The organism is Actinocorallia populi, assembly GCF_002995495.1.
GTDB lineage: Bacteria > Actinomycetota > Actinomycetes > Streptosporangiales > Streptosporangiaceae > Actinocorallia > Actinocorallia populi.
Genome location: NZ_PVZV01000011.1, coordinates 258382 through 280622, shown reverse-complemented (window position 1 = coordinate 280622; position 22241 = coordinate 258382). Strand labels below are relative to the sequence as shown.

Sequence of the window (22241 nt, the reverse complement as noted above, 5' to 3'; positions counted from 1 at the left end):
CCGGGTGTCGGCCACGGAAAGCGGGTGCGGACAGAGGAGTACGCGGTTCGTAGCCGAGAGTAATCGCTTCCTGTGAGGGTGGTCACAAGAACGCACTCGAAACCCCAAGGAAACTCATCCATGAACGAGCAGGAATGCACACCACTCCAGCGGAAGCACCCGGACTGGAACATCCGCCCCTTCGGTGACCAAGGCTGCTACATCGCCACCCGCCTCGGCTGCCCCTTCCTCACCGACGAGGAACTCGTGGCCGGCCTCTACATGACCCTCGTGGAGGACACCCTCGAAGACCTCGGCGAAGCCCTAGCCATCCAGGTCGAGATCGAGGACTCCCTGTGACCCCGGGCATCGCGTGACGCAGGATCCTCACGGCGGCGGCGTCCATGGCAACGCCCGCGTCGAACTCGCCGTTCTCCGGCCGTCGCGGCCGTCCGGGACTTCGAGAATCCTCAGCGCGAGCACCTGACGCCTTCCGGGCGCCGGTCTACCGGTCTACCGGTCTACCGGTCTACCGGTCTACCGGTCTGGACGAACGCATCAAGCGTCCCGGCCTGTCCGTCTGAATCCCGCCTGGCCCGTTTCGAGCCGTAAGCCCGCCCTTCGGTGTGAGCGCGGCCGGGCGGGCCGGAGGAAGAAGACGTCCTCGTATGCCGCCGCGCCGTGTTACTCGAAATCGTCGGGGCTGAAGTCCTCCGGGTTGTGGGCTCTGCGGCGGCCGTCGTCCAGGTCCGTGGTGTCGTCCGGAGGGGTCGCCGTGGGACGGCGTGCGGTCTTCCCCTCGGCAGGGGCCCGGCGCGCGTCGGGCTTCTCGCCGCTCGTGCGCCGTTCGGCGTCCCCCGCCTCTTCTCGCCTTCGGTCCGCCATGTCGAGCCTCCCGGAACAGAGATCTGGTCGTGTACGCCCTTCCTTCATATCCCCACCCGCGACCGAGCGGTTGGTCACTCATCCATACTTTGGAATGGATTTGCCCATTTCTCCGGGCCCCGGCGAGGCCAGTCCTGAAAGATCTCCTCAGCACGGTCGACATGCACGGCACGTTGGATCCAGAGTCCCAACCGCGCGGGCTCCGTGCACTCCCGAATACGCGCGCGGACAGACGAAGGCACCGGGATGCCGCGTGATCCGAGGACGATGAGGATGCCCTCGGCCCTGCCTTCGATCCTGCCCTCGGCCCTGCCTTCAGCCTGGCCCAGGAACCTGACTTGGCAGGCGCAACCGCTCGTGAGATCGCAGTTCTCGGTCTCCATGAAGTACTCCACTCGAACATCGGACATGGACGGTTCGCCTCTTCGTTCAGGACTGCGCAGAGGCGGAGTCGCGGAGAGAAGCCGCGGCGCTCGAGCCAGCCCCGTCTCGACGCCATGACGGAGGCGACTCCGGCGCCCGGCCGACGAACACGGTGTACGGACGCCCTCGCTCACGTCCGCGGGCCGCTACTGGAACAGCTCGTCAATGTGCTCGATCCGCGCGGCACGCTCAAGCCAACGCTCAAGCTGCGCCGTGTCCGCACAGGCGCGGATACGGTCCCGGGCGTGCTGGGTGACCGGAACGCCACGCGCCTTGAGGACGATCAGGATGCTCTTGGCCTCTCCTTCGGCGCGGAGGCGGCAGGCGTAGTCGCTGGTGAACTCGAAGTCGTTCTTCATCAGGTGCTCCATGTGGAGTTTGCCGGGTCCCGTGAGGGATCTGAGGAGTAGTTCGGCGTACTGGCGGGCCTTTTCCAGGTCTATTTCGTTCAAGGCTTCCACGAAGGTGTCGAGGATCACCAGGCCTTGCGGCGTGTCGCCATGGGTGAGCGCGGACATGAAGGCCAATTCCAGGTTTTCTCGGGCCTCCTCCAGATCGGTGATGCGGTCGGTCTCCTCGGGGCCGATGCAGAGCGGGGCGAGGATGAAGCCGGGGTGGCCGGTGTCGAAGCCCCGAGCGCACCAGCGGGCCACGGCGGGATCGGGTGTGATGACGATGAGCACGACGGGGCATTTGAGGTCGAGGCGCAGCTTGGTCTGGTAGACGGGCCAGACCCATTCCCGGCTGGGGTCGACGCGGAGCTGGATCTCGCAGCAGACCGCGAGCCGCGAGAGCCCGTCACCGGACCGGTAGACGAAGGTGCTGTCGCGGGTGAGCTCCACCGGGGTGGTGGTGCAGTCCTCGGAGCCCGTGGCCAAAGTGCAGTCTTCAGGGGTTTTGACGCCGAGGCGGGATACGAAATGAGTTGGTCAATGAATGACCGATAATTTCTTTTCTTCCCGTGCATCTAATATCCGGTGAAAGGGATTTCAGTCGAGACGGGGCGAGGCGCCGGTGAGGAGGCGGCCGGCCCATGCCTTGTCGGGGTCGGCCTCCAGGAGGAGGGCGCGGACCATGAGGGTGAGGGGGACGGCCAGGAGGGCGCCGAGGGGGCCCAGGACGGAGGTCCACAGGATCAGGGAGAGCATCGTCAGGGTGACGGACAGGCCGACGGCGCCGCCCAGGAACTTGGGCAGGAGGAGGGACTGGGTGACGAAGTTGATGACGATGTAGGTGATGACCACGGCGACTGCCTTGGCTGGGCCATCGATGAGGAGGGCCAGGAGGGCGGGCGGGATCAGGGCCAGGAGGAAGCCAAAGGTGGGGATGTAGTTGGCGATGAAGGCCAGCAGGCCCCACAACAGCGGCAGGGGGACGTCGAGGATGTACAGGGCGATGACGTCCAGGACGGCCATGAGGAAGCCGAAGATGGTGCTGACCTTCAGGTAGCTGTAGGTGTCGCGGACGATGCCGCGGAGGGCGCGGACCAGGTCGGGTTTCTCGGACTCCAGGGCCGCGATCTGGTGGCCGAGGGCGGTGGCGTCCAGGCACATCGCCACCAGCAGGGTGACCAGCAGGACGCCGGTGGAGGAGAGGCTGACCACGCCGTTGAGGAAGGTCTGCAGGAAGGGGACCAGGTTCGCCGGGTTCAGGTCGCTCACCTGGGCGGCGATGCGGCTGGTGTCGATGTCGGCGCGGGCCAGCAGCCTGCTCGCGTCGTCGACGATGTCGGTGAACCGGCCGGAGTAGCGGGGCAGCAGCGAGATCAGCTCGCTGATGGAGATCGCCAGGGCCAGGCCCATGGCCGCGAGGAACACCAGGATCACCAGCAGCGGCACGAGGAAGCGCAGCCACTCGGGGGCGCCCAGCCGGGCCAGCCAGGCGCGGACGGGATGGACCCCGATGGTCAGCATCAGCGCCAGGATGGCCGGCGCCGCCCAGCCCGACGCCGAGTGCAGGAAGGTGAGCACCAGGGCGGCCGACGCGGTTCCGAGCAGCACCAGGAGGCCCGGCGCGAGCTGTACTGGACGTTCCGTACGGGGCATACGGGCGAGCGTCACCCTCCGTGCGGAGGGTGTCAACGGTCCGTGCCGCGACGGCGGCCCCTCTTGGAACTCCCGTTGCCGGGCCCTGCGGCGGGGCCTCGGCCAGATGGGCGGGACCGGGGAATCGGCGAACCGTTCTTTTCACGGCGGAGGAGAAGGCGGGAAAAGGAAAGGGGAGCGCCGCGCGAAGGGTCCGCCGTCTATCGTCCCACCCCCGAACACCCGTTTTCATGATGGTTCGTGAAAAAGTTTCACTTGGTGGCGGCCACCCGTAAAAACACCATCGACGGGGCCACGGCGCGAAGGGTGCGGGGAAAGCGGCGGCGGGCCGCTCGCCCGAGCGGCCCGCCGCCGTCCTGCCTGGTGGCACGGGGGCCGCCCCCAGCCCGCCGCGCCGTGAATCAGCTCTTCTTGGAACGGTTGTTTCCACCTCGGCCGCGGAGTTCCACGCCCGCCTCGCCCAGCAGTTTGTGCACGAAGCCGTACGAGCGGCCCAGTTCCGCGGCGAGTGCCCGGATGCTGCGCCCCGCCGCGTACTGTTCGGCCGCGGTCCGTGCCAGTTCTGCCCGCTGGTCTCCGGACACTCTGCGGCCCCTGTTGTTTTCCTCCGCCATTGTGCCACCCTTTCTTATTCTCCGGTGATCGCACGATAACCGGCGGTTGATCACGTCCAGGCCACAAGATCGATGCAGTTACCGCACCACCAAGGTCACGGCTGGAGCACGGGGGCCGTGAGCCGCGGGAGCGGGGAGGGCGTCTGCGGGACCGCCGTGTAGGGCACGGGGGCCGGATCGGAAGAACCGCCGTCGCAGGCCGCGACCAGTGGCAGAACACAGCAGAGCATGAGAAGACGCATCATGGGCACATTGTGCGACCAGGCGGGCACTCTTGGCAGCAGTACTGATCAGTCGGGTATCGGGGTCTTCAGCACGGGACCGTCGGGCAGCTGGAGGGGTTCGCCGAGGGGCGCCGTGACGCGCTGCTGGTAGTCGCCGTCGCACGGGATGTCGAACAGGGTGGCCTGGCGCAGCGGCAGGTCGACCAGCAGGTAGCAGGACGCGCCCGCCGTCGCGTAGAAGGCGCGCTTGAGCCCGCGGTCGTCGGCGGCGTCGGGGTCGGCGGCGACCTCCACGGCCAGGGCGAGGTCGGAGCCGAGCAGCACCTCCCCCGGCCAGGCCGGGCCCGCGCGGGCGTACGCCAGGTCGCAGCGCACGTAGGCGGGGCCGCGCGGCATCAGGACGGTCGGCCCGCGCCGCACGGCCCACTGCCGGGAGAGGGCGAAGGGCGCGAGCTGCTCCGCCAGGTCGCGCACCGCCGTCTCGTGGGCCGGGGAGGGCTCGCCCGCGATGACGATCCCCTCGTCGTAGAGCTCCACGCGGACCTCGTCGGGCAGCTCCCAGGCGAGCCGCGCGGCGAGCGCTCGGGCGTCCTCGCCGCCGTCGATGCGCACGCGCCCCTCGGTCAGGCTCATCGAACGCCCGCGGGGCAGGGCCAGCGAGCGGCGGAGGCCCTGCGCGGTGACCGGAGAGGCGAGGGGCTGCCGGAGCAACGTCCGTCTCCTCAGGAGAACCATGGAGGTCACTCTAGGACACGACGCCGACACGTACCGTGGATAACGGCCGATGGCATGAGAACATCAGAGCGTTCTCCTGAATTCAACCCACATCGAGTGATCAGACGGATACTCTCAGCAATTCCCGTCTCGATCACTCGGAGTCGCCGTGTTCCGCCCCCTCTGCGCCGGGTTCTCCGGCCTGGCCGCATTCTCCCTCGCCGTCGCCCCCACGCCGCCCGCCGCGGCCGAGGAGCCCCTGCTGCGCCTGGTCGCCGCCACCGGGAACGTGGTCGCCGAGCGCTACCCCGGCGATCCCGGAGTGGCGCTCGACCTGGGCCTCCACCTCGCCGCCCGGGAGCGCTTCGAGTTGCGGGTGCGGCGCCCCTCCTACGGCCGGGCCCCGGAGGTCCACCGGTGGGCCGGCGGCCGGTACGAGAGGCTCCCCGACGGCCTGGTGAAGGACTTCTCGGGCCTGCCGGGCTTCCTCGAGGTCAAGGTGATCGACAAACGCGGCAGGACGGTCGCACGGCTCGCCCAGAAGTTCTGCCCGGCGGGCGTGGCGCACCGGGTCCAGCGGGACGCCGCGCCGGTCAGCCCCTACCCGGAGTCCTGCCCGACCCACCCGTTCACGCTCGGCACGGTCTGGGGCGTCCAGCGGGGCTGGGCGCTGCCCTTCACGCCCGTCGGCGAGAACCTCGTCGACCTCAAGCCCGGGAAGTACCGGCTCGAGGCGTCCGTCGCGCGGAAGTACCGGCGGCTGCTGGACGTCTCCGGCGAGGTCCGCACGATCGGGCTGACCGTCCGCGCCGCCGCGGACCAGGAGCACGGAGGAGGCCACACGGGGCGGCGCCTCGCGCTCGCCGCGCGGGACGGCGCGCAGCGGCCCGGCCGCCGCCCGTCCACCGTCCCGCCGGTCCCGCAGGGCCCGAAACCCGACCTGCGGGCGCTCCCCGCCTGGGACATCACGGTCTCGCACACGAACGACACGGGCCGCGTCGTCAAGAAGCGCGACTACCTGCGCTTCTCCACGACGGTGTGGAACGCGGGCCCGTCGCGGCTCGTCGTCGACGGGTTCCGCCGCGAGGGGAGCGACGTCATGGACGCCTACCAGTACTTCTACGACGCGGACGGGACGCAGACCGGCCACACCAGGACGGGAACGTTCGAGTGGGAGCCCAAGAGCGGCCACGAGCACTGGCACTTCCGGGACTTCGCCGCCTACCGCCTCCTGTCCGCGGACGGCGAGCGCGTCGTCCGGGGCCGCAAGGAGGCGTTCTGCCTGGCCAACACCGACCAGATCGACCTGACGGTCGAGGGCGCCAACCCGCGTCCGGAGAACACCGACCTGTCCAGCTCGTGCGGCCAGAGCACCTCGGTGTCGCTGCGCCAGGCGCTGGAGGCCGGGTCCGGCGACACCTACGAGCACTCGCTGCCCGGCCAGTCCTTCGACGTCACGAAGATCCCGAACGGCGTCTACCGGCTGGAGGTCACCGCGAACCCGGCACGCCGCCTCGTCGAGACGGACCTGGACAACAACGTCGCGCTCCGGAGGATCACCCTGGGCGGCAGGCCCGGCGCCCGGACCGTCGAAGTCGAACGCGTCGGGATGATCAAGGGCCACTAACGATACGGTGCATCGCGTGAGCAATGAGTACAAGGCGACTTTCGACCTCATCGACGTCGACGGTGACGGGTACATCGACATGGACGAACTGCGCAACCTGATGCGGGCGCTCGGCCAGGAGGCCAGCACCGCACGGGTCGTGGAGATCATGTTGACCGCCGACCTCACCCTCGACGGCAAGCTGACCCTGGCGGAGTTCTCCACCCTGATGAGCCGGATCCAGCCCGGCGCGGGCAGGTAGGCCGCGGCCGGTCAGTCCTCCGGCGCGGCCAGCACGTCCCGCCCGGCGACGACGATGCCGTCGTAGTCGCTGTAGAGCCAGTCGCCGGGCCGGAACTCCACGCCGCCGAACGTGACGGGCACGTCCGTCTCGCCGGCGGCGTCCTTGGCGCTCTTGCGCGGGTTGGAGCCCAGGGCCTTGATGCCGATCGGCAGCGTGGCCAGGGTGACGGTGTCGCGGACGGCGCCGTGGATGACCACGCCCGCCCAGCCGTTGTCGACGGCGGCCTTGGCGATGAGGTCGCCGCACAGCGCGGAGGCCAGGGAGCCGCCGCCGTCGACGACGAGGACGCGGCCCAGGCCAGGTCCGTTCAGCGTGCGCTTCACCAGGCCGTTGTCGCGGAAGCAGCGGATCGTGGTGACGGGCCCGCTGAAGACGGGGTTGCCGCCGTACTGGCGGAACTGCGTCTCGCAGCTGAGCAGTTCGGCGTCGAAGTCGTCGATGAGGTCTGCGGTCGCGAAGGTCATGACCCGAAATCCTACCGATCAGTAGTGTTCAGTCCCCGGCCAGCGCCGTCTCCAGCCGCTCCAGCGCCCAGTCCAGCTCCTCCCTGGTGATCACCAGGGGCGGCGCCAGGCGCAGCACGGTCTCGTGCGTCTCCTTGGCCAGCACCCCCAGCTCCAGCAGCCGCTCCGACACCGGCCGGGCCGCGCGGCCCAGGTGCAGCCCGGCCCACAGGCCCCGCCCGGAGACGCGCTCGACGCCCGGCGACCCGGCCAGCCGCTCGTGCAGGTACGCGCCCAGCTCCGCGGAGTGGCGCTGGTGGGTGCCCTCCTTGAGCATCGCGACGACCTCCCGGCCGATCGCGCACGCCAGCGGGTTGCCGCCGAACGTCGAGCCGTGCTGGCCCGGCTTGAACACCCCCAGCACGTCGCGGTCCGCCACCACCGCCGACACCGGCATGATCCCGCCGCCCAGCGCCTTGCCGAGGATGTAGACGTCGGGGACGACGTCCTCGTGGTCGGCCGCGAACGTGCGGCCCGTGCGGCCGAGGCCCGCCTGGATCTCGTCGTCGATCATCAGCACGTTCGCCTCGGTGCACAGCTCCCGCACCGCCCGCAGGAAGCCCGGCGGCGGCACGTTGACCCCCGACTCCCCCTGGACCGGCTCGATCAGGACCCCCACCGTCGCGTCGTCGACCGCCGCGCGCAGCGCCTCGACGTCCCCGTAGGGCACGAGCCGGAACCCCGGCGTGTAGGGGCCGTAGGAGTCGTGCGCGTCCGGGTCGTCGGAGAAGGAGATGATCGTCGTCGTCCGGCCGTGGAAGTTGCCGTGGAAGGTCACGATGTTGGCCTGCCCCGGCGGCACGCCCTTGACCTCGTAGCCCCACTTGCGCGCGGTCTTCAGCGCGGTCTCGACGCCTTCTGCCCCGGAGTTCATCGGCAGCACCATGTCCTTGCCGCACAGCTCCGCCAGCTCGGACACGAACGGTCCGAACTGGTCGTGCTCGAAGGCCCGGCTGACCAGCGTGACCCGCTCGAGCTGCTCCTTCGCCCGCGCCAGCAGCCGGGGGTTGCCGTGCCCGAAGTTGATCGCCGAGTAGGCGGCGAGCATGTCGAGGTAGCGCCTGCCCGCCACGTCGGTCACCCAAACGCCCTCCGCCCGGGAGATCACGACGGGCAGCGGATGGTAGGTGTGCGCCGAATGCGCGTCGGACAGCTCCAGCAGCCGGGCGGAAGACGTCGTCATGCCTTCAGGCTAGGTCCGCGCGCCGTTTTCGGAACCGCGCGCGGCGGCCGCGTCCCGGGTTTTTACCCGCGGTGCGCCGGCCGGGCGGATCAATCGTCCCTGAGCCACCGGTAGGCGCCCTGGTAGTACAGCAGGGGCGCGCGGTCGGCGGGGGCGTCGACCGACAGCACCTCGCCGATCACCACCGTGTGGTCGCCCGCGTCGTGGGCGGCGTGGGTGCGGCACTCCAGGGCGCCGATCGCCTCGGCCAGGATGGGCGCGCCGGTGAGCTCGCCCCTGCGGGTCGCCCAGCCCTCCATCTGGCTGTCCCACGGGCGGCCCCGGGTGGCGAACCAGGACGAGGCGGCCTCGGAGTCCTCGCCCAGGATCGACACCGCCCAGGTCTCCTGCTCCAGCACGACCTTGTGGAAGCGCGCCTTCTTCTCCACGCAGAAGAGGACCAGCAGCGGGTCGAGCGAGACGGACGTGAAGGCGTTCATGGTCATCGCGTGGTCGACGCCGTCCGCGACGGTCGTCACCACCGTGATGCCGGTGGCGAAGCGCCCGATCACACGGCGGAACTCAGCGGGATCGGGCGGGGGCGTCATGCGGCAGTCCAGTCAGCCAGGAGCGGGTGGCGGGGGTCAGGGCGGCGGCCAGCAGCGCGGCGGCGGAGCCGCCGAACAGGAAGAGCATGCCTCCCGCGCCGCTGGTGATGATCACGTCGCCCTCGGAGCGGGGCATCGAGAGCACCCCGGCGGTGGTGAGCCAGGCCGCGGCGGGGACGAGCGCCCCGGTGCGGCCGCCGGCCGCCCAGCCCGCGGCCCGGAAGGCCGCCAGGTTGAGCACGCACAGCGCCGCGGCGATCATGAGGGAGTACCCGAAGCTGAACGAGCCGACCAGCGCGAGAAGGGCGCCGCCCAGCGCGAGAAGTCCGTAAAGCGCGCCCCTGAGGACACTGTCCGACCTGTTCACGAGAGTTCAGGTTAGCCCGCCGAACAGGTCGTGCTCACGCCCGTCCGGTCCCAGCGGCCCCTCCGGCCCCGCCAACCGGGTGTAGTACTCCACGCCGAAGGCCTGCTGGCCGACCTTGTTGGACAGCGCGAAATGGCTGCCCTCGACGGTGATCTGGGTGTGGTGCGCGGCCAGCGCGGCGAGCTTGCGCGGCAGGTAGGCGCGGCAGTCGATGGCCGTCGTCACCTGGTCGTCGGGCACCCCGTAGGGCAGTTCGTCCACGCTGCCGGGGCTGCGGAAGGGGCTGCTGGCCTTCAGCACCGCCACCGAGCGGGCCAGGACCGAGCGCGGCATGGCGATGGCGTAGAACCTGTCGATCTGCCAGTCGGTACCCTGGGACTTCTCGAACACCCGCCACGACACCCGGTGCGCCTGGATGTGGTCGGGGTGCCCGTAATAGCCGTCGTCGTCGTAGGTGACGATCACCTGCGGCCGCACCTCGCGGACGATCTCCTCCAGCAGCGCGGCGGCCTCGTCCACGTCGGCGTGCCAGAACGCGCCGGGCCGGTCGTTGGAGGAGACCCCGGCCATGCCCGAGTCCCGCCAGCGGCCCGCGCCGCCCAGGAACCGGTGGTCGGTGACGCCCAGCGCCGCGCACGCGTCGGCCAGCTCCGAGACGCGGTGCTCGCCCAGCCTGTCCTGCCGGTCGGAGGCCAGGTCGGCGTACTCCGGCGGGATGATCTCGCCCTCCTCGCCGAGGGTGCAGGTCACCAGCGTGACGTGGGCGCCCTCCGCCGCATACCGGGCCATGGTCGCACCCGTGTTGATCGATTCGTCGTCGGGGTGGGCGTGCATGAACAGGATGCGGCGATCGCTCATGTGCAGCAGCGTAGTCAGCGGTACGGACCACTCCGGTTACCAGGGTCCCCGACACGGTGTCCGATATCGCCCCTACCGGGCGCGACCTTGAGCGGGCGCGGAAAAAACCGTTGGCATCGTCAGCAGTTTGTTACTTACCGTCAGAGAATGCGCCCACTGCCGGTCTCCGATCCCGGAACCCCCGACTGCCGCGGACCCTGGCGATTCCTGGGCTGGACGGTGCGGGCGCAGTCCCGCCTGCTCGTGCCCGCAGCCGCGCTGAACGTCCTGGCCATGGTCTGCCAGGCGCTGATGCCCGCGGCCATCGGCAGGGCGATCGACCTGGGCCTGATCGGCCGCGACGGGTCCGAGCTGCTGCGGTGGTCGCTGATCCTGCTGCTGCTCGGCCTCGTCCAGGCCGCCGTCGGCACGCCCCAGCACCGCATGGCGGTCGCCGTCTGGCTCGACGCGGCGTACCGCGTCGTCCAGCTCGTCACCCGGCAGTCCGTCCGGCTGGGCGCGACGCTCTCCCGGCGGCTGAGCGCCGGCGAGGTGGTCGCGGTCGGCGTCGCGGACGTCTCCAAGATCGCCAACGCGACGGAGATCCTCATCCGCGCCGCCGGTTCGGCGGTGGCGGTCGTGACGGCGACCGCCGTCCTGCTGGCCGCCACGCCGCGGCTGGGCCTGGTGGTGCTGCTCGGCGTCCCGCTGATCATGGTGCTCAGCGCCCCGCTGATGCGCCCGGTGCACCGGCGGCGCACCCGCCAGCGCGAGCTGGAGAGCGAGCTGACCGACCAGGCCGCCGACCTCGTCTCCGGGCTGCGGGTCCTGCGCGGCCTGGGCGGCGAGAAGCCGTTCGGGCGCGGCTTCAACGCCCGGTCCCAGCGGCTGCGGCGGGCCGGGGCGCACACCGCGTCCGCCGAGGCCACCCTCAAGGGCGCGGGGGCGCTGCTGCCCGGCCTGCTCGTCGTGGCCGTCACCTGGCTGGGCGCCCGCCAGCTGGCCGCGGGGGCGATCGGCCCCGGGGAGCTCGTCGCCGCCTACGGCTACACCGCCTTCCTGGTGGGGCCGCTGTGGACGCTCGCCGACACCGCCGAGGCCGTCATCAAGGGCCATGTCGCGGCGGCGCGCACCGTCCGCGTCCTGTCGCTCGACCCCGAGCAGCCCGGCACGGGGACCCGCGAACCGGACGGGCCGCAGGCGGCGGTCCTGGCCGACCCCGGCTCCGGGCTGCGCGTCCTGCCCGGCCTGCTCACCGCCGTCGTCGCGGGCGGGCAGGCGTCCGCGCTCGCCGACCGGCTGGGCGGCTACACCGACGAGGACGTCCGCTACGGCGGGGTGCCGCTCGCCGAACTGGCCGGCCTGCGCCGCCGGATCCTGGTCGCCCGCAACGAGGACAGGCTGTTCACCGGCCCCCTGGCCGCCGAGCTGTCCCCCGGCGGCGCCGGGCTGGAACAGGCGGTCCGCACCGCCTGCGCCGAGGACATCGTGGAGACGACCGGGCTGGACGGGTACGTCGCCGAGGGCGGCAGGGAGTTCTCCGGCGGGCAGCAGCAGCGGCTCAAACTGGCGCGCGCCCTGGCCGCCGACCCCGAGGTGCTCGTCCTGGTCGAGCCCACCAGCGCCGTCGACGCCCACACCGAGGCGCGGATCGCCGAACGGCTGGGCGCGCACCGGGCGGGGCGCACCACCGTCGTGTTCACCGCCAGCCCCCTGGTGCTGGACCGCGCCGACCGGGTCGTCTGGATCTGCGACGGCATGGTCGCCGCCGAGGGCCGCCACCGCGAACTGCTCGACCGGGAGCCCGCCTACCGCGCCGCCGTCACCCGTACCGGCCTCGTCACCGAACCCAAGGAGTGAACATGCGTCTGCCGGTGGCCTCCGCGGCGGAGGTGAAGGCCTACGCCCGGCGGCTGGTGCTGCGGCACCCGCGGGACCTGGGCAGGGCGCTGGGCCTGCACGCGCTGGCCACCGCCAGCGGGCTGACCGTGCCCTGGCTGCTGAGCCGGCTGGTGGAGGACCCCGGCCGGCGGATCGACCTGATCGCGGCGGGCATCGCCCTCTTCGTCGTCCTGCAGGGGGTGCTGACCCGGCAGGCGTTCGCCGCCTCCTCCCGGCTCGGCGAACAGGTGCTGGCCGAACTGCGCGAGGAGTTCGTCGAGCAGGTGCTGCGGCTGCCGCTGGCGACCGTGGAGCGCGCCGGGACGGGCGACCTGCTCTCCCGCACCACCCGCGACATCGACACCCTCACCCGGTCGGTGCGCCACGGGCTGCTCCAGGTCGTGATCGCGCTGGTCACCTGCCTGTGCACGCTCGGCGCGGTGCTGCTGACCGGCCCGCTGATGCTGCTCCCCACCCTGGTGATCATGCCGGTGGTGTGGTTCAGCACCCGCTGGTACCTCAAGCGCGCCCGCGACGCCTACCTGCGGGAGAACGCCGCCTGGGCGGAGGTCATCGACGGGCTCGCCGAGACGGTCAACGGCGCCAGGACCGTCGCCGCGCTCGGCCGGGAGCGGCTGCGGCGGGAGCACGCCGACGCGCAGATGGCCGGCAGCTACAAGGCCGAACGCGTCTCCCTGCGGCTGCGCACCATCTGGTACCCGGTCCTGGAGCTGTCCTACGTCTTCCCCGTCACGCTGACCCTGCTGTTCGGCGGCTGGCTCTACCTGGAGGGGCACGCCTCCCTCGCCCAGGTGACGGCGGCGACGCTGTACGTCCAGCAGCTCGCCCACCCGCTGGACATGCTGCTGGCCGAACTCGACGAACTCCAGATCGGCGGGGCCTCGCTGGCCCGGCTGCTGGGCGTCGCCGGCCTCACCGAGGAGCGCGGGCAGGGCGGGCGGCTCCCGGACGGGGCGGAGGTGTCCGCGCGGGACGTCCGGTACTCCTACGACACCCGCGACGTGCTGCACGGGGTCAGCCTCGACCTGCGGCCGGGCGAGCGGCTCGCGGTCGTCGGGCCGTCCGGGGCGGGCAAGTCCACGCTCGGGCGGCTGCTCGCCGGGATCGACGCGCCCCGCGCCGGCTCGGTGACGCTGGACTCGGTGCCGCTGAGCGAGCTGCCGCTGGAGGAGCTGCGCCACCGGATCGCGCTGGTCACCCAGGAGCACCACGTCTTCCGCGGCACCCTGCGCGAGAACCTCGTCCTGGTCCGCCCGGCCTCCGACGACGAGCTGCTGGACGCGCTGGCCGCCGTCGGCTGGGAGGGGCCGGCCCTGGACGCCGTCGTGGGCTCCGGCGGCGCCGACCTCTCCCCCGCCCAGGCCCAGCAGCTGGCGCTGGCCCGCCTCGTGCTCGCCGACCCGCACACCCTCATCCTGGACGAGGCGACCTCGCTGATCGACCCGCGCGCCGCCCGCGAGCTCGAACGCTCCCTCGGCGCCGTCCTGGAGGGCCGCACGGTCGTCGCGATCGCGCACCGCCTGCACACCGCCCACGACGCCGACCGCGTCGCCGTCGTCGAAGGCGGCCGCATCACCGAGCTCGGCACCCACGAGGAGCTCCTCGCGCTCTCCGGCTCCTACGCCGCCCTCTGGCGCACCTGGAACGGCGGCTGATCGGGCGACCGCGGCGAGGACCGGCCGCCGGGCCTCCAAGGCCCGGGAGCCGCCCCGGACCGGCAGGTCAGGACAGGTACTGCACGCCCGGGGGGAGGGTCTCCTCCCGGGCGGCCTCGGCGACGAACTCCTCGAGGGTCGTGCGGAAGGCGCGGGCCGCGTGGGTGGGGGCGACGTCCTTGCGGTGGGCGATCGCGATGGTGCGCTGCAGGCCCGGCGGGGGCGGGAGCTCGCGGCGGGTCACCGAGGCGGAGTTGTTCTCCAGGGTGAGGGGGACGCCGCGCAGCCTCGGGCGTCCGGCCAGCACCATGCTCGGCACCACCGCGATGCCCAGGCCCACCTCGACGAAGCGCAGGACGGCGTCCATCTCGCCGCCCTCGACCGCGAAGCGCGGCTCGAAACCGGCCTGGCGGCAGGCCGCGATGGTGGAGTCGCGCAGGTCGTAGCCGGAGCGGAACATCACGAGGTCGCGGTCGCGCAGGTCGGAGATGGCCATCGGGGAGCGGCGCGAGCGCTGGTCCGAGGGCATCGCCACCACCAGGTGCTCGCGCAGGATCGGGGTGGTCACCAGCGGGGTGTCCTCGGCCAGCGGCAGGATGACCAGCGCCAGGTCCAGGGAGCCGCGCGTCAGCTCGCGCACGAGGTCGCGGGAGCCGCCCTCCTCCACGGTGAGGCTGATGCCGGGATAGGAGTCGTGGAAGCGGCGCAGCACGTCCGCCAGCAGGCCCCCGCACAGCGACGGGGTCGCGCCGAGGCGGACCCGGCCGCGCACCAGCCCCGCCAGCTCCCGCACCTCCAGCCGCGCGGTGTCGACGTCGGCGAGGATGCGCTTGGCCAGCGGAAGCAGGATCTCCCCCGCCGGCGTGAGGGTGATGTTGCCGCGCGCCCTGCTGAACAGCGACGCGCCCAGTTCCTTCTCGAGCGTGCGGATCTGCTTGGACAGCGAGGGCTGTGCGATGCCGAGCGACTCGGCCGCCTGCGTGAAGTGACGGATCTCCGCCACCGCGACGAAGTAGGCCAGTTGCTGGAGCTGCACACCGGCCATTGTCGCCTACCGTTCCGCCACGGAGCGCAACCGGTTCCTCGGCGGCGGGGCTCCGGCGGCCCGTGCCGCCCGGGTTCCCGGTGGCGGAGGACCCGCGGCACGCCCCACAGGTGCCGCGGATCCTCTCCGGCCGGTGTCCCGTCCCGCGAGGAAGGCCGAGCGCCAGTTTCCTCTGGTTCGGAGAAATAAGGCAGGAGACGATGTGGTGGACCGGGGGTGAGGAAGAGCGCACGGCCAGGCCACCCCGGGGGCGCGCTCGTCCACAGGAGGGGCGGGGGCCTGTCCGGATGTCACGCCCCGGTCTTAGGCTGGGGTCATGACGATCAGCTTCCCTCGGCAGAGTGCCAGGACCCGCCGGTTCACGCTGGGCGCGCCCCGCGGCATCACCGTCGCTCCCGACGGCTCGTCCGTGGTCTTCCTGCGCAGCCGGGGGGGCACCGATCCGGTCACCTGCCTGTGGCGGCTCGACCCGGCCACCGGCGAGGAGACGCTGGTGGCCGATCCGGCGCGTCTGGACGTGGACGAGAGCGACCTGCCGGCCGAGGAGCGGGCACGCCGGGAGCGGGCCAGGGAGGCCGCGGGCGGCATCGTCTCCTACACCGCCGACGAGGCCGTCCGCAGGGCGGTGTTCGCCCTGGCGGGGCAGCTGTTCCTGGTCGACCTGGCGGACGGGTCGGTGCAGCGGCTGCCCGCGGCGACGCCCGCCTTCGACCCGCGGCTCGACCCGCGCGGCCGGCGTGTCGCCTACGTCGCCGAGCGGTCCCTGCACGTGGTCGAGCTGGCCTCGGGCACCGACACCGTGGTGGCGCGCCCGGAGAGCCCGCAGATCTCCTACGGCCTCGCGGAGTTCATCGCCGCCGAGGAGATGGGCCGGATGCGCGGCTACTGGTGGTCGCCCGACGGGCAGCAGCTGCTGGTCGCCCGGGTGGACGAGACACCGGTGCAGCGCTGGCACATCGCCGACCCGGCCAACCCGGGGCGGCCCGCGCAGGAGGTCGCCTACCCCGCGGCCGGCACCGCCAACGCCATCGTCTCGCTGTTCCTGGTGAACGCCGAGGGCGAGGGCAAGACCGCCATCGCCTGGGACCGCGGCATGTACCCGTACGTGGTCACCGCCTCCTGGGGCGAGCGCGGCCCGCTGGTCGTGGTGCAGACCCGCGACCAGCGCACCCTGCGCATCCTGCGGGCGGACGTGCTCGACGGCGAGACCTCCGTCGAGCACGCCGACCACGACTCCGTCTGGCTGGAGATCGTCCCGGGCGTGCCGGCCCGCACCCGCACGGGCGCGCTGGTCTGGACGCGGGACGACGGCGACACGCGGCGGCTGACCGTCGGCGGCGAGCCGGTCACCCCCGTCGGGCTGCAGGTCCGCGCGGTCCTGGGCGTGCAGGGCGAGTCGGTGCTGTTCACCGCCTCCGAGGAGCCGACCGAGGTGCACGTGTGGCGCCGCTCCCCCGACGAGGGCCTCACCCGGCTGACCGAGGAGCCCGGCGTGTACGCGGCGGTCCGCGGCGGGGACGTCACGGTGCTGACGGGCACCTCCCTCGGCTCCACCCGCTCCCGCACCTGGATCCACGGCTCGGACGTGGAGATCGCCAACCTCGCCGAGCAGCCGGTCATCACCCCGAAGGCCGAGCTGTTCTCCGCCGGGGAGCGGGAGATCCGCACGGCCGTCCTGCTGCCGAGCGGCTACGACCCGGCCTCCGGCGAGCGGCTGCCCGTCCTGATGGACCCGTACGGCGGCCCGCACGCCCAGCGCGTCCTGGCGGTGGGCCGCATGTACTGCGAGGCCCAGTGGCTGGCCGACCAGGGCTTCGCCGTGGTCATCGCCGACGGCCGGGGCAGCCCGGGCCGCGGCCCCGCCTGGGAGCGCGCGGTCTCGGGCGACCTCTGCGAGGTCGTCCTGGACGACCAGGTCGCCGCCCTGCACGCCGCGGCCGAGCGCCACCCGCTGGACCTGGAGCGCGTGGCGATCCGCGGCTGGTCCTTCGGCGGCTTCCTGGCCGCCCTGGCCGTCCTGCGCCGCCCCGGCGTCTTCCACGCCGCCGTCGCCGGCGCCCCCGTCACCGACTGGCTCCTGTACGACACCCACTACACCGAGCGCTACCTGGGCCACCCCGACGAGGAGCCCGAGGCCTACACCGCCAACTCCCTGATCGAGGACGCCCCCAAGCTCGAGCGCCCCCTGATGATCATCCACGGCCTCGCCGACGACAACGTCGTCGCCGCCCACACCCTGCGCCTCTCCAGTGCCCTCCTGGCCGCCGGCCGCCCGCACACCGTCCTCCCCCTCTCCGGCGTCACCCACATGACCCCCCAGGAGGTCGTCGCCGAGAACCTCCTGCACCTCCAGGTCTCCTTCCTCAAGGACGCCCTCGCCCCCCGCTAGCCGGCGCCACCCGTCCCGGGCGCCCGTCTCCCTCCCGTCCGGAAGGGAGACGGGGCCCGCCCGCCGAGGGCCGGTCCCGCCTTCCGGGGACCCCGGGAACGGGTCGGGAGAACGGCCGGTACGGTGAGCAGCAGGCGCCCGGGACGGCAGGGCCCGAAGGGGCGTCCGGGCTGCTCACCGGCCTCCGGGGTTCCCGGTGAGTGTGTGAAGTCCATCACCGGAGTGGTCTGGACCACGAGGCGGATTCGCCTGCTCGGCAGGTCACATAGCTTTTGGCTATGGAAGCCAGAGGGTTCATGACTTGGACCTAATAGTCGCCGGATTTGTACGGTTCGGCGCGTGGCTATAGCGACGATCCCCGCCCTCTACCGGTCCACGGTGGGCAAAAAAGCGATCATGGCCGTGACCGGCGGCCTGATGGTCCTCTTCATTCTCGGGCACATGGTCGGGAACCTGAAGATCTTCTTCGGTCTGGAAGAGTTCAACGGCTACGCGGCCTGGTTGCGCACCCTCGGCGAGCCCGCCCTCCACGAGGGCTGGTTCCTGTGGATCCAGCGGGTGGGCCTGCTGGTCGTCATCTTCCTGCACTTCAGCACCGCCGCCGAGCTGACCGCGCGGGCCAGGCGGGCCCGGCCGGTGAAGTACCAGCACCGCGCGAAGGTCAACGGCTCCTACGCGGCGCGCACCATGCGCTGGGGCGGTGTGATCATCCTGCTGTTCCTGGTGTGGCACATCCTCGACCTGACGGTCGGCACCGTGAACCCGCACGGCGTGCACGGCGAGGCCTACCAGAACGTGGTCGCCGGCTTCGCCCCCGACCGCTGGTGGGTGACCCTCTTCTACGCGGCCGCCGTCATCGCGCTCGGTTTCCACCTGCGCCACGGCCTGGTCAGCGCGGTGCAGACGCTCGGTTTGAAGAACCCCCGGCACGAGGCCCCCCTGAACCTCATCGCCACCGGCTTCTCCCTGCTGATCGTCGTCGGATTCCTGGTTGTTCCCTTCTCCGTGACCGTGGGGTTGATCGACTAATGAGCGAGACCGAATACTTCAGCGTCGGCGAGCCCATCGCCGACACCAAGGCCCCTGCGGCCACCCCCGTCGAGAACCGCTGGACCCAGCGCAAGTTCGACGTGAAGCTGGTCAACCCGGCGAACAAGCGCAAGAAGACGGTCATCATCGTCGGCACCGGCCTGGCCGGCGGTTCGGCGGGCGCCACCCTGGGCGAGCTGGGCTACAAGGTCATCCAGTTCTGCTTCCAGGACTCCCCGCGCCGCGCCCACTCCATCGCCGCGCAGGGCGGGATCAACGCCGCCAAGAACTACCGCAACGACGGCGACTCGGTCTACCGGCTGTTCTACGACACGGTCAAGGGCGGCGACTTCCGCGCCCGCGAGTCCAACGTGCACCGCCTGGCGGAGATCTCCACCCAGATCATCGACCAGTGCGTCGCTCAGGGCGTCCCGTTCGCCCGCGAGTACGGCGGCCTGCTGGACAACCGCTCCTTCGGCGGCGCGCAGGTCTCCCGCACCTTCTACGCCCGCGGCCAGACGGGCCAGCAGCTGCTGCTCGGCGCCTACCAGGCGCTGATGCGCCAGGTCGACCTCGGCAACGTCGAGCTGCACGCCCGGCACGAGATGCTCGACCTGATCATGCACGAGGGCAAGGCGCGCGGCGTCGTCGTGCGCAACCTGATCACCGGCGAGATCAAGTCCTACACCGCCGACGCGGTCGTGCTGGCCACCGGCGGCTACGGCAACGTGTACTTCCTGTCCACCAACGCCATGGGCTCCAACGTCACGGCGGCCTGGCGGGCGCACAAGAAGGGCGCGCTGTTCGCCAACCCCTGCTACACGCAGATCCACCCGACCTGCATCCCGGTCTCCGGCGACCACCAGTCGAAGCTGACCCTGATGTCGGAGTCGCTGCGCAACGACGGCCGCGTGTGGGTGCCGAAGAAGGGCGGCGACACCCGCAAGGCCGCCGACATCCCCGAGGACGAGCGCGACTACTACCTGGAGCGCATCTACCCGGCGTTCGGCAACCTGGTGCCGCGTGACATCGCCTCCCGCGCCGCCAAGAACGTCTGCGACGAGGGCCGCGGCGTCGGCCCCGGCGGCCTGGGCGTCTACCTGGACTTCGCCGACGCCATCAAGCGCCTGGGCCGCAAGGCCGTCGAGGCCAAGTACGACAACCTCTTCCAGATGTACGAGCGCATCACGGGCGAGAACCCGTACGAGCAGCCGATGCGCATCTACCCCGCCGTGCACTACACGATGGGCGGCCTGTGGGTGGACTACGACCTCGAGTCGACCATCCCCGGCATGTTCGTGCTCGGCGAGGCCAACTTCTCCGACCACGGCGCCAACCGCCTCGGCGCGTCCGCGCTGATGCAGGGCCTGGCGGACGGCTACTTCGTCATCCCGCAGACCATCGGCGACTACCTGGCGAAGAACCCGGCCACCCCGGTGCCGGACGAGACCGTCCAGGAGGTCGAGGACGGCGTCAAGGCGCAGGTCGAGAAGTTCCTCTCGATCAAGGGCGAGCGGACCGTGGACTCCTACCACCGCGAGCTCGGCCAGATCATGTGGGAGTACTGCGGCATGGAGCGGACCGACGAGGGCCTGCGCAAGGCCATCGACATGATCCGCGAGCTGCGCGAGGACTTCTGGAAGAACGTGACCGTGCCGGGTTCCGGCGACGACCTGAACCAGTCGCTGGAGAAGGCCGGGCGGGTCGCGGACTTCCTGGAGCTCGGTGAGCTCATGTGCATCGACGCGCTGCACCGCACCGAGTCCTGCGGCGGCCACTTCCGCGCCGAGTCCCAGGACGAGGAGGGCGAGGCCAAGCGCGACGACGACGCCTTCTCCTACGCCGCGGCCTGGGAGTGGACCGGCGGCGACAAGCCGGTGCTCCACAAGGAGGACCTCCTCTTCGAGTACGTCAAGCCCAGCACCCGCTCTTACAAGTAAGAGGCGCAGAACCCATGAAGCTGAAGCTCCGCATCTGGCGTCAGAAGAACGCGGCCGACAAGGGCCAGATGGTGACCTACGACGTCGACGGCATCTCCGAGGACGCCTCGTTCCTGGAAATGCTCGACGTGCTCAACGAGCGCCTCATCCTGGAGGGCGAGGAGCCGATCGCGTTCGACCACGACTGCCGTGAAGGCATCTGCGGCATGTGCTCGCTGGTCATCAACGGCCAGCCGCACGGCCCCGAGCGCAACACCACCACGTGCCAGCTGCACATGCGCAAGTTCCGCGACGGCGAGACGATCGACGTCGAGCCGTGGCGGGCCAAGGCCTTCCCGGTCGTCAAGGACCTGGTGGTCGACCGCGGCGCGTTCGACAAGATCATCGAGGCGGGCGGCTACATCTCCGCCCCGACCGGCACCGCGCCGGACGCGCACGCCACCCCCGTGCCCAAGGCCGACGCCGACAAGGCGTTCGTCGCCGCCGAGTGCATCGGCTGCGGCGCGTGCGTGGCGGCCTGCCCGAACGGCTCGGGGTCGTTGTTCATGTCCGCCAAGATCTCGCACCTGGGCCTGCTCCCGCAGGGCCAGCCCGAGCGGGACAGCCGGGTCCTCAACATGGTCAAGACCCATGACGAACTGGACTTCGGCGGCTGCACGAACACCGGCGAGTGCACCGTGGCGTGCCCGAAGGGCATCCCGCTGGAGTTCATCGGCCGGATGAACAAGGACTGGCTGAAGGCCTCCGGCAAGTAGCCTCCTTGGCACCGCAGACGCTCCAGGGCCCACGCCCTGGAGCGTCTTCTTCTTTGGTTTCGTCACATCTGGACCAGAAGGGGACAGATCTTGAAAAGTATTCATTTACGTCACTAGTCTTAGCGGGCTCAACGCGAGGGGTGCCGAACCCCCTCCTCGCCATTCCCCCCGTTCCGCGCACGAGGAGCCCCCTTGAAGTTCCGCAAGCCGGCGCTGGCCGCAGCGACACTGGCCCTGGCCATCACCCCGGCGCTCACCGCCGTCACCCCCGCGCAGGCCGCCCCCTCCCGGGCCACGATCGTGGGCGCCGCCCTCGCCGAAGAGCTCAGCCTGGTCGAGCAGATCCTCTCCGCCTTCCCGACGGGCATGGCCGACGCCGCCCGCCTGGTCCTGGCCGGCGACCTCAGCCAGGTCTTCGTCCTGTTCGGCGAGGCGACCAAGCTGACGCCGACCCAGATCAACACCATCTTCGCCAAACTGCAGGAGATCCTGGGCCAGTTCGGCGGCGGCGTCGTGCCCACGCCCGCCCCGACCGAGCCCGCGCCCGTCCCGCCCGCCGACCCGGCCCCCACCCAGCCGGCGCCGGACCCCGCGCCGGTCGTCACGCCCGCCTCCGCCACCGGCGGCCCCGTCTTCGTGCAGGTCGGCGCCCCCGGGGACGCCGGCGAGCAGAAGGCCGCCTGGATCCTGGACGCCCTGCTGAAGGACGCCGGCAAGAAGCGGTCCGCCCCGCTCCTGGCCAACATCCTGGTCAACGTGGTCCTGGCCGCCCAGTAGGCGCCGCACCGCCCGACACCGCGCGAGCCCCCGTCCCCGCAGGGACGGGGGCTCGCGCCTCTTTCGGACGGGACTCCGGTCCCATGCGCGGGGACACCGCCGCCCGGCATCCTGGGGAGCGTGACCACGGACCGGGAGAAGACCGACGCCGCGGAGCCGCCCGACGGCGCGCTCCGGCCGGCCTCCGGCGGGCCGGGCACCCCGCCCGCTTCATGAACCACCCGTACCCGGCGCAGGACGAGCCGGTCCTCCGCCGCCCGCGCGGCACCCTGACCGCCGCGCCCCCGGGCTGAGACGCCGTGAGGCCCCCGCACGGGGGCGGGGGCCTCACGCCGCACCTCGGGCCGGTCCGCGCCTCGGACGGGCCGGACCTGGGGCAAGCCGCGCCACGGGCGAACCGCACCTTGGGCGGGCCGGACCGCGCCACGGACAAGCCGCGCCACAGGCGAGCCAGACCTCAGGCAGACCGCGCCACAGG

Annotated in this window: 22 protein-coding genes; 10 read left to right on the top strand and 12 right to left on the bottom strand. The window is 71.6% G+C overall.

Annotation, left to right across the window (positions count from 1 at the left end):
- The first annotated feature begins 120 nt into the window (after positions 1–120).
- On the top strand, positions 121–339 hold the full coding sequence (locus C2865_RS35595; protein WP_106403045.1) for a hypothetical protein: 219 nt from the start codon (positions 121–123) through the stop codon (positions 337–339).
- 324 nt (positions 340–663) lie between these two features.
- On the opposite strand, the gene C2865_RS35590 is transcribed toward C2865_RS35595, so the two are convergent.
- From C2865_RS35590 to C2865_RS35565, 6 genes are all read right to left on the bottom strand, one after another.
- On the bottom strand, positions 664–864 hold the full coding sequence (locus tag C2865_RS35590; protein WP_106403044.1) for a hypothetical protein: 201 nt from the start codon (positions 862–864) through the stop codon (positions 664–666).
- Positions 865–1433: 569 nt separating this feature from the next.
- Positions 1434–2129, bottom strand: coding sequence for a hypothetical protein (locus C2865_RS35580; protein WP_157964034.1), 696 nt, complete (start codon positions 2127–2129; stop codon positions 1434–1436).
- Between the two features lie 147 nt (positions 2130–2276).
- Complete coding sequence (locus C2865_RS35575; RefSeq protein WP_106403042.1) at positions 2277–3332, bottom strand: AI-2E family transporter; 1056 nt, start codon at positions 3330–3332, stop codon at positions 2277–2279.
- A 401-nt stretch (positions 3333–3733) separates the two neighbouring features.
- Positions 3734–3946, bottom strand: coding sequence for a helix-turn-helix domain-containing protein (locus C2865_RS35570; RefSeq protein ID WP_106403041.1), 213 nt, complete (start codon positions 3944–3946; stop codon positions 3734–3736).
- Between the two features lie 95 nt (positions 3947–4041).
- Positions 4042–4191 carry a hypothetical protein gene (locus tag C2865_RS39745; protein ID WP_157964033.1) on the bottom strand — a complete coding sequence of 50 codons (150 nt, stop codon included), beginning with the start codon at positions 4189–4191 and terminating at the stop codon, positions 4042–4044.
- A 45-nt stretch (positions 4192–4236) separates the two neighbouring features.
- Positions 4237–4881 carry a Uma2 family endonuclease gene (locus C2865_RS35565; RefSeq protein ID WP_157964032.1) on the bottom strand — a complete coding sequence of 215 codons (645 nt, stop codon included), beginning with the start codon at positions 4879–4881 and terminating at the stop codon, positions 4237–4239.
- Between the two features lie 172 nt (positions 4882–5053).
- Here C2865_RS35565 and C2865_RS35560 point away from each other — a divergent pair, with 172 nt between their 5' ends.
- Together C2865_RS35560 and C2865_RS35555 are read left to right on the top strand one after the other, a co-directional pair.
- Complete coding sequence (locus C2865_RS35560) at positions 5054–6511, top strand: lysyl oxidase family protein (protein ID WP_106403039.1); 1458 nt, start codon at positions 5054–5056, stop codon at positions 6509–6511.
- 16 nt (positions 6512–6527) lie between these two features.
- Entirely contained in the window at positions 6528–6752 is a 225-nt protein-coding gene (locus tag C2865_RS35555; RefSeq protein ID WP_232835984.1) for an EF-hand domain-containing protein, read from the top strand.
- 11 nt (positions 6753–6763) lie between these two features.
- On the opposite strand, the gene rraA is transcribed toward C2865_RS35555, so the two are convergent.
- The 5 genes from rraA to mshB all read right to left on the bottom strand — a co-directional run bounded on the left by rraA (position 6764) and on the right by mshB (position 10292).
- Complete coding sequence (gene rraA / locus C2865_RS35550) at positions 6764–7258, bottom strand: ribonuclease E activity regulator RraA (RefSeq protein WP_106403037.1); 495 nt, start codon at positions 7256–7258, stop codon at positions 6764–6766.
- A gap of 28 nt (positions 7259–7286) precedes the next feature.
- Positions 7287–8480 (bottom strand): ornithine--oxo-acid transaminase, encoded by a 1194-nt coding sequence (gene rocD, locus C2865_RS35545; protein WP_106403036.1) that lies wholly within the window; start codon positions 8478–8480, stop codon positions 7287–7289.
- Positions 8481–8569: 89 nt separating this feature from the next.
- Positions 8570–9067 carry a flavin reductase family protein gene (locus C2865_RS35540; RefSeq protein WP_106403035.1) on the bottom strand — a complete coding sequence of 166 codons (498 nt, stop codon included), beginning with the start codon at positions 9065–9067 and terminating at the stop codon, positions 8570–8572.
- A complete protein-coding gene (locus C2865_RS35535; protein WP_106403034.1) occupies positions 9042–9434 on the bottom strand; it encodes a DUF6113 family protein in 393 nt (130 codons plus the stop codon). The genes C2865_RS35540 and C2865_RS35535 overlap by 26 nt, the downstream gene beginning before the upstream one ends.
- 6 nt (positions 9435–9440) lie before the next feature.
- Positions 9441–10292 carry an N-acetyl-1-D-myo-inositol-2-amino-2-deoxy-alpha-D-glucopyranoside deacetylase gene (gene mshB, locus C2865_RS35530; protein ID WP_106403033.1) on the bottom strand — a complete coding sequence of 284 codons (852 nt, stop codon included), beginning with the start codon at positions 10290–10292 and terminating at the stop codon, positions 9441–9443.
- Positions 10293–10439: 147 nt separating this feature from the next.
- On the opposite strand from mshB, the gene C2865_RS35525 reads away from it, so the two are divergent.
- Positions 10440–12131 (top strand): ABC transporter transmembrane domain-containing protein, encoded by a 1692-nt coding sequence (locus C2865_RS35525; protein ID WP_106403032.1) that lies wholly within the window; start codon positions 10440–10442, stop codon positions 12129–12131.
- Between the two features lie 2 nt (positions 12132–12133).
- Positions 12134–13828, top strand: a complete 1695-nt coding sequence (locus tag C2865_RS35520; protein WP_198653825.1) for an ABC transporter ATP-binding protein — start codon at positions 12134–12136, stop codon at positions 13826–13828.
- A gap of 67 nt (positions 13829–13895) precedes the next feature.
- Here the strand turns inward: C2865_RS35520 and C2865_RS35515 are convergent, their stop codons facing one another.
- Complete coding sequence (locus tag C2865_RS35515; protein ID WP_106403076.1) at positions 13896–14864, bottom strand: LysR family transcriptional regulator; 969 nt, start codon at positions 14862–14864, stop codon at positions 13896–13898.
- Positions 14865–15189: 325 nt separating this feature from the next.
- Between C2865_RS35515 and C2865_RS35510 the strand changes: the two genes are divergently transcribed.
- From C2865_RS35510 to C2865_RS35490, 5 genes are all read left to right on the top strand, one after another.
- The gene (locus tag C2865_RS35510; RefSeq protein ID WP_106403030.1) at positions 15190–17262 is read left to right on the top strand and encodes a S9 family peptidase; all 2073 of its coding nucleotides are present in this window, start codon (positions 15190–15192) and stop codon (positions 17260–17262) included.
- A gap of 339 nt (positions 17263–17601) precedes the next feature.
- On the top strand, positions 17602–18291 hold the full coding sequence (locus tag C2865_RS35505) for a succinate dehydrogenase cytochrome b subunit (protein ID WP_269802771.1): 690 nt from the start codon (positions 17602–17604) through the stop codon (positions 18289–18291).
- Positions 18291–20231 carry a fumarate reductase/succinate dehydrogenase flavoprotein subunit gene (locus C2865_RS35500; protein WP_106403028.1) on the top strand — a complete coding sequence of 647 codons (1941 nt, stop codon included), beginning with the start codon at positions 18291–18293 and terminating at the stop codon, positions 20229–20231. The genes C2865_RS35505 and C2865_RS35500 overlap by 1 nt, the downstream gene beginning before the upstream one ends.
- Positions 20232–20245: 14 nt before the next feature.
- Positions 20246–20986, top strand: a complete 741-nt coding sequence (locus tag C2865_RS35495; protein WP_106403027.1) for a succinate dehydrogenase/fumarate reductase iron-sulfur subunit — start codon at positions 20246–20248, stop codon at positions 20984–20986.
- Positions 20987–21178: 192 nt separating this feature from the next.
- Positions 21179–21763, top strand: a complete 585-nt coding sequence (locus C2865_RS35490; RefSeq protein ID WP_106403026.1) for a hypothetical protein — start codon at positions 21179–21181, stop codon at positions 21761–21763.
- The last annotated feature ends 478 nt before the right edge of the window (positions 21764–22241 follow it).

What these genes read in the sequence shown, in the direction of transcription:
- C2865_RS35595 (WP_106403045.1), top strand. Translation starts at nt 121, where the DNA reads ATGAACGAGCAGGAATGCACACCACTCCAGCGGAAGCACCCGGACTGG.
- C2865_RS35590 (WP_106403044.1), bottom strand. Translation starts at nt 864, where the DNA reads ATGGCGGACCGAAGGCGAGAAGAGGCGGGGGACGCCGAACGGCGCACG.
- C2865_RS35575 (WP_106403042.1), bottom strand. Translation starts at nt 3,332, where the DNA reads ATGCCCCGTACGGAACGTCCAGTACAGCTCGCGCCGGGCCTCCTGGTG.
- C2865_RS35570 (WP_106403041.1), bottom strand. Translation starts at nt 3,946, where the DNA reads ATGGCGGAGGAAAACAACAGGGGCCGCAGAGTGTCCGGAGACCAGCGG.
- C2865_RS39745 (WP_157964033.1), bottom strand. Translation starts at nt 4,191, where the DNA reads ATGATGCGTCTTCTCATGCTCTGCTGTGTTCTGCCACTGGTCGCGGCC.
- rraA (WP_106403037.1), bottom strand. Translation starts at nt 7,258, where the DNA reads ATGACCTTCGCGACCGCAGACCTCATCGACGACTTCGACGCCGAACTG.
- rocD (WP_106403036.1), bottom strand. Translation starts at nt 8,480, where the DNA reads ATGACGACGTCTTCCGCCCGGCTGCTGGAGCTGTCCGACGCGCATTCG.
- C2865_RS35540 (WP_106403035.1), bottom strand. Translation starts at nt 9,067, where the DNA reads ATGACGCCCCCGCCCGATCCCGCTGAGTTCCGCCGTGTGATCGGGCGC.
- mshB (WP_106403033.1), bottom strand. Translation starts at nt 10,292, where the DNA reads ATGAGCGATCGCCGCATCCTGTTCATGCACGCCCACCCCGACGACGAA.
- C2865_RS35525 (WP_106403032.1), top strand. Translation starts at nt 10,440, where the DNA reads ATGCGCCCACTGCCGGTCTCCGATCCCGGAACCCCCGACTGCCGCGGA.
- C2865_RS35520 (WP_198653825.1), top strand. Translation starts at nt 12,134, where the DNA reads ATGCGTCTGCCGGTGGCCTCCGCGGCGGAGGTGAAGGCCTACGCCCGG.
- C2865_RS35510 (WP_106403030.1), top strand. Translation starts at nt 15,190, where the DNA reads ATGACGATCAGCTTCCCTCGGCAGAGTGCCAGGACCCGCCGGTTCACG.
- C2865_RS35500 (WP_106403028.1), top strand. Translation starts at nt 18,291, where the DNA reads ATGAGCGAGACCGAATACTTCAGCGTCGGCGAGCCCATCGCCGACACC.
- C2865_RS35495 (WP_106403027.1), top strand. Translation starts at nt 20,246, where the DNA reads ATGAAGCTGAAGCTCCGCATCTGGCGTCAGAAGAACGCGGCCGACAAG.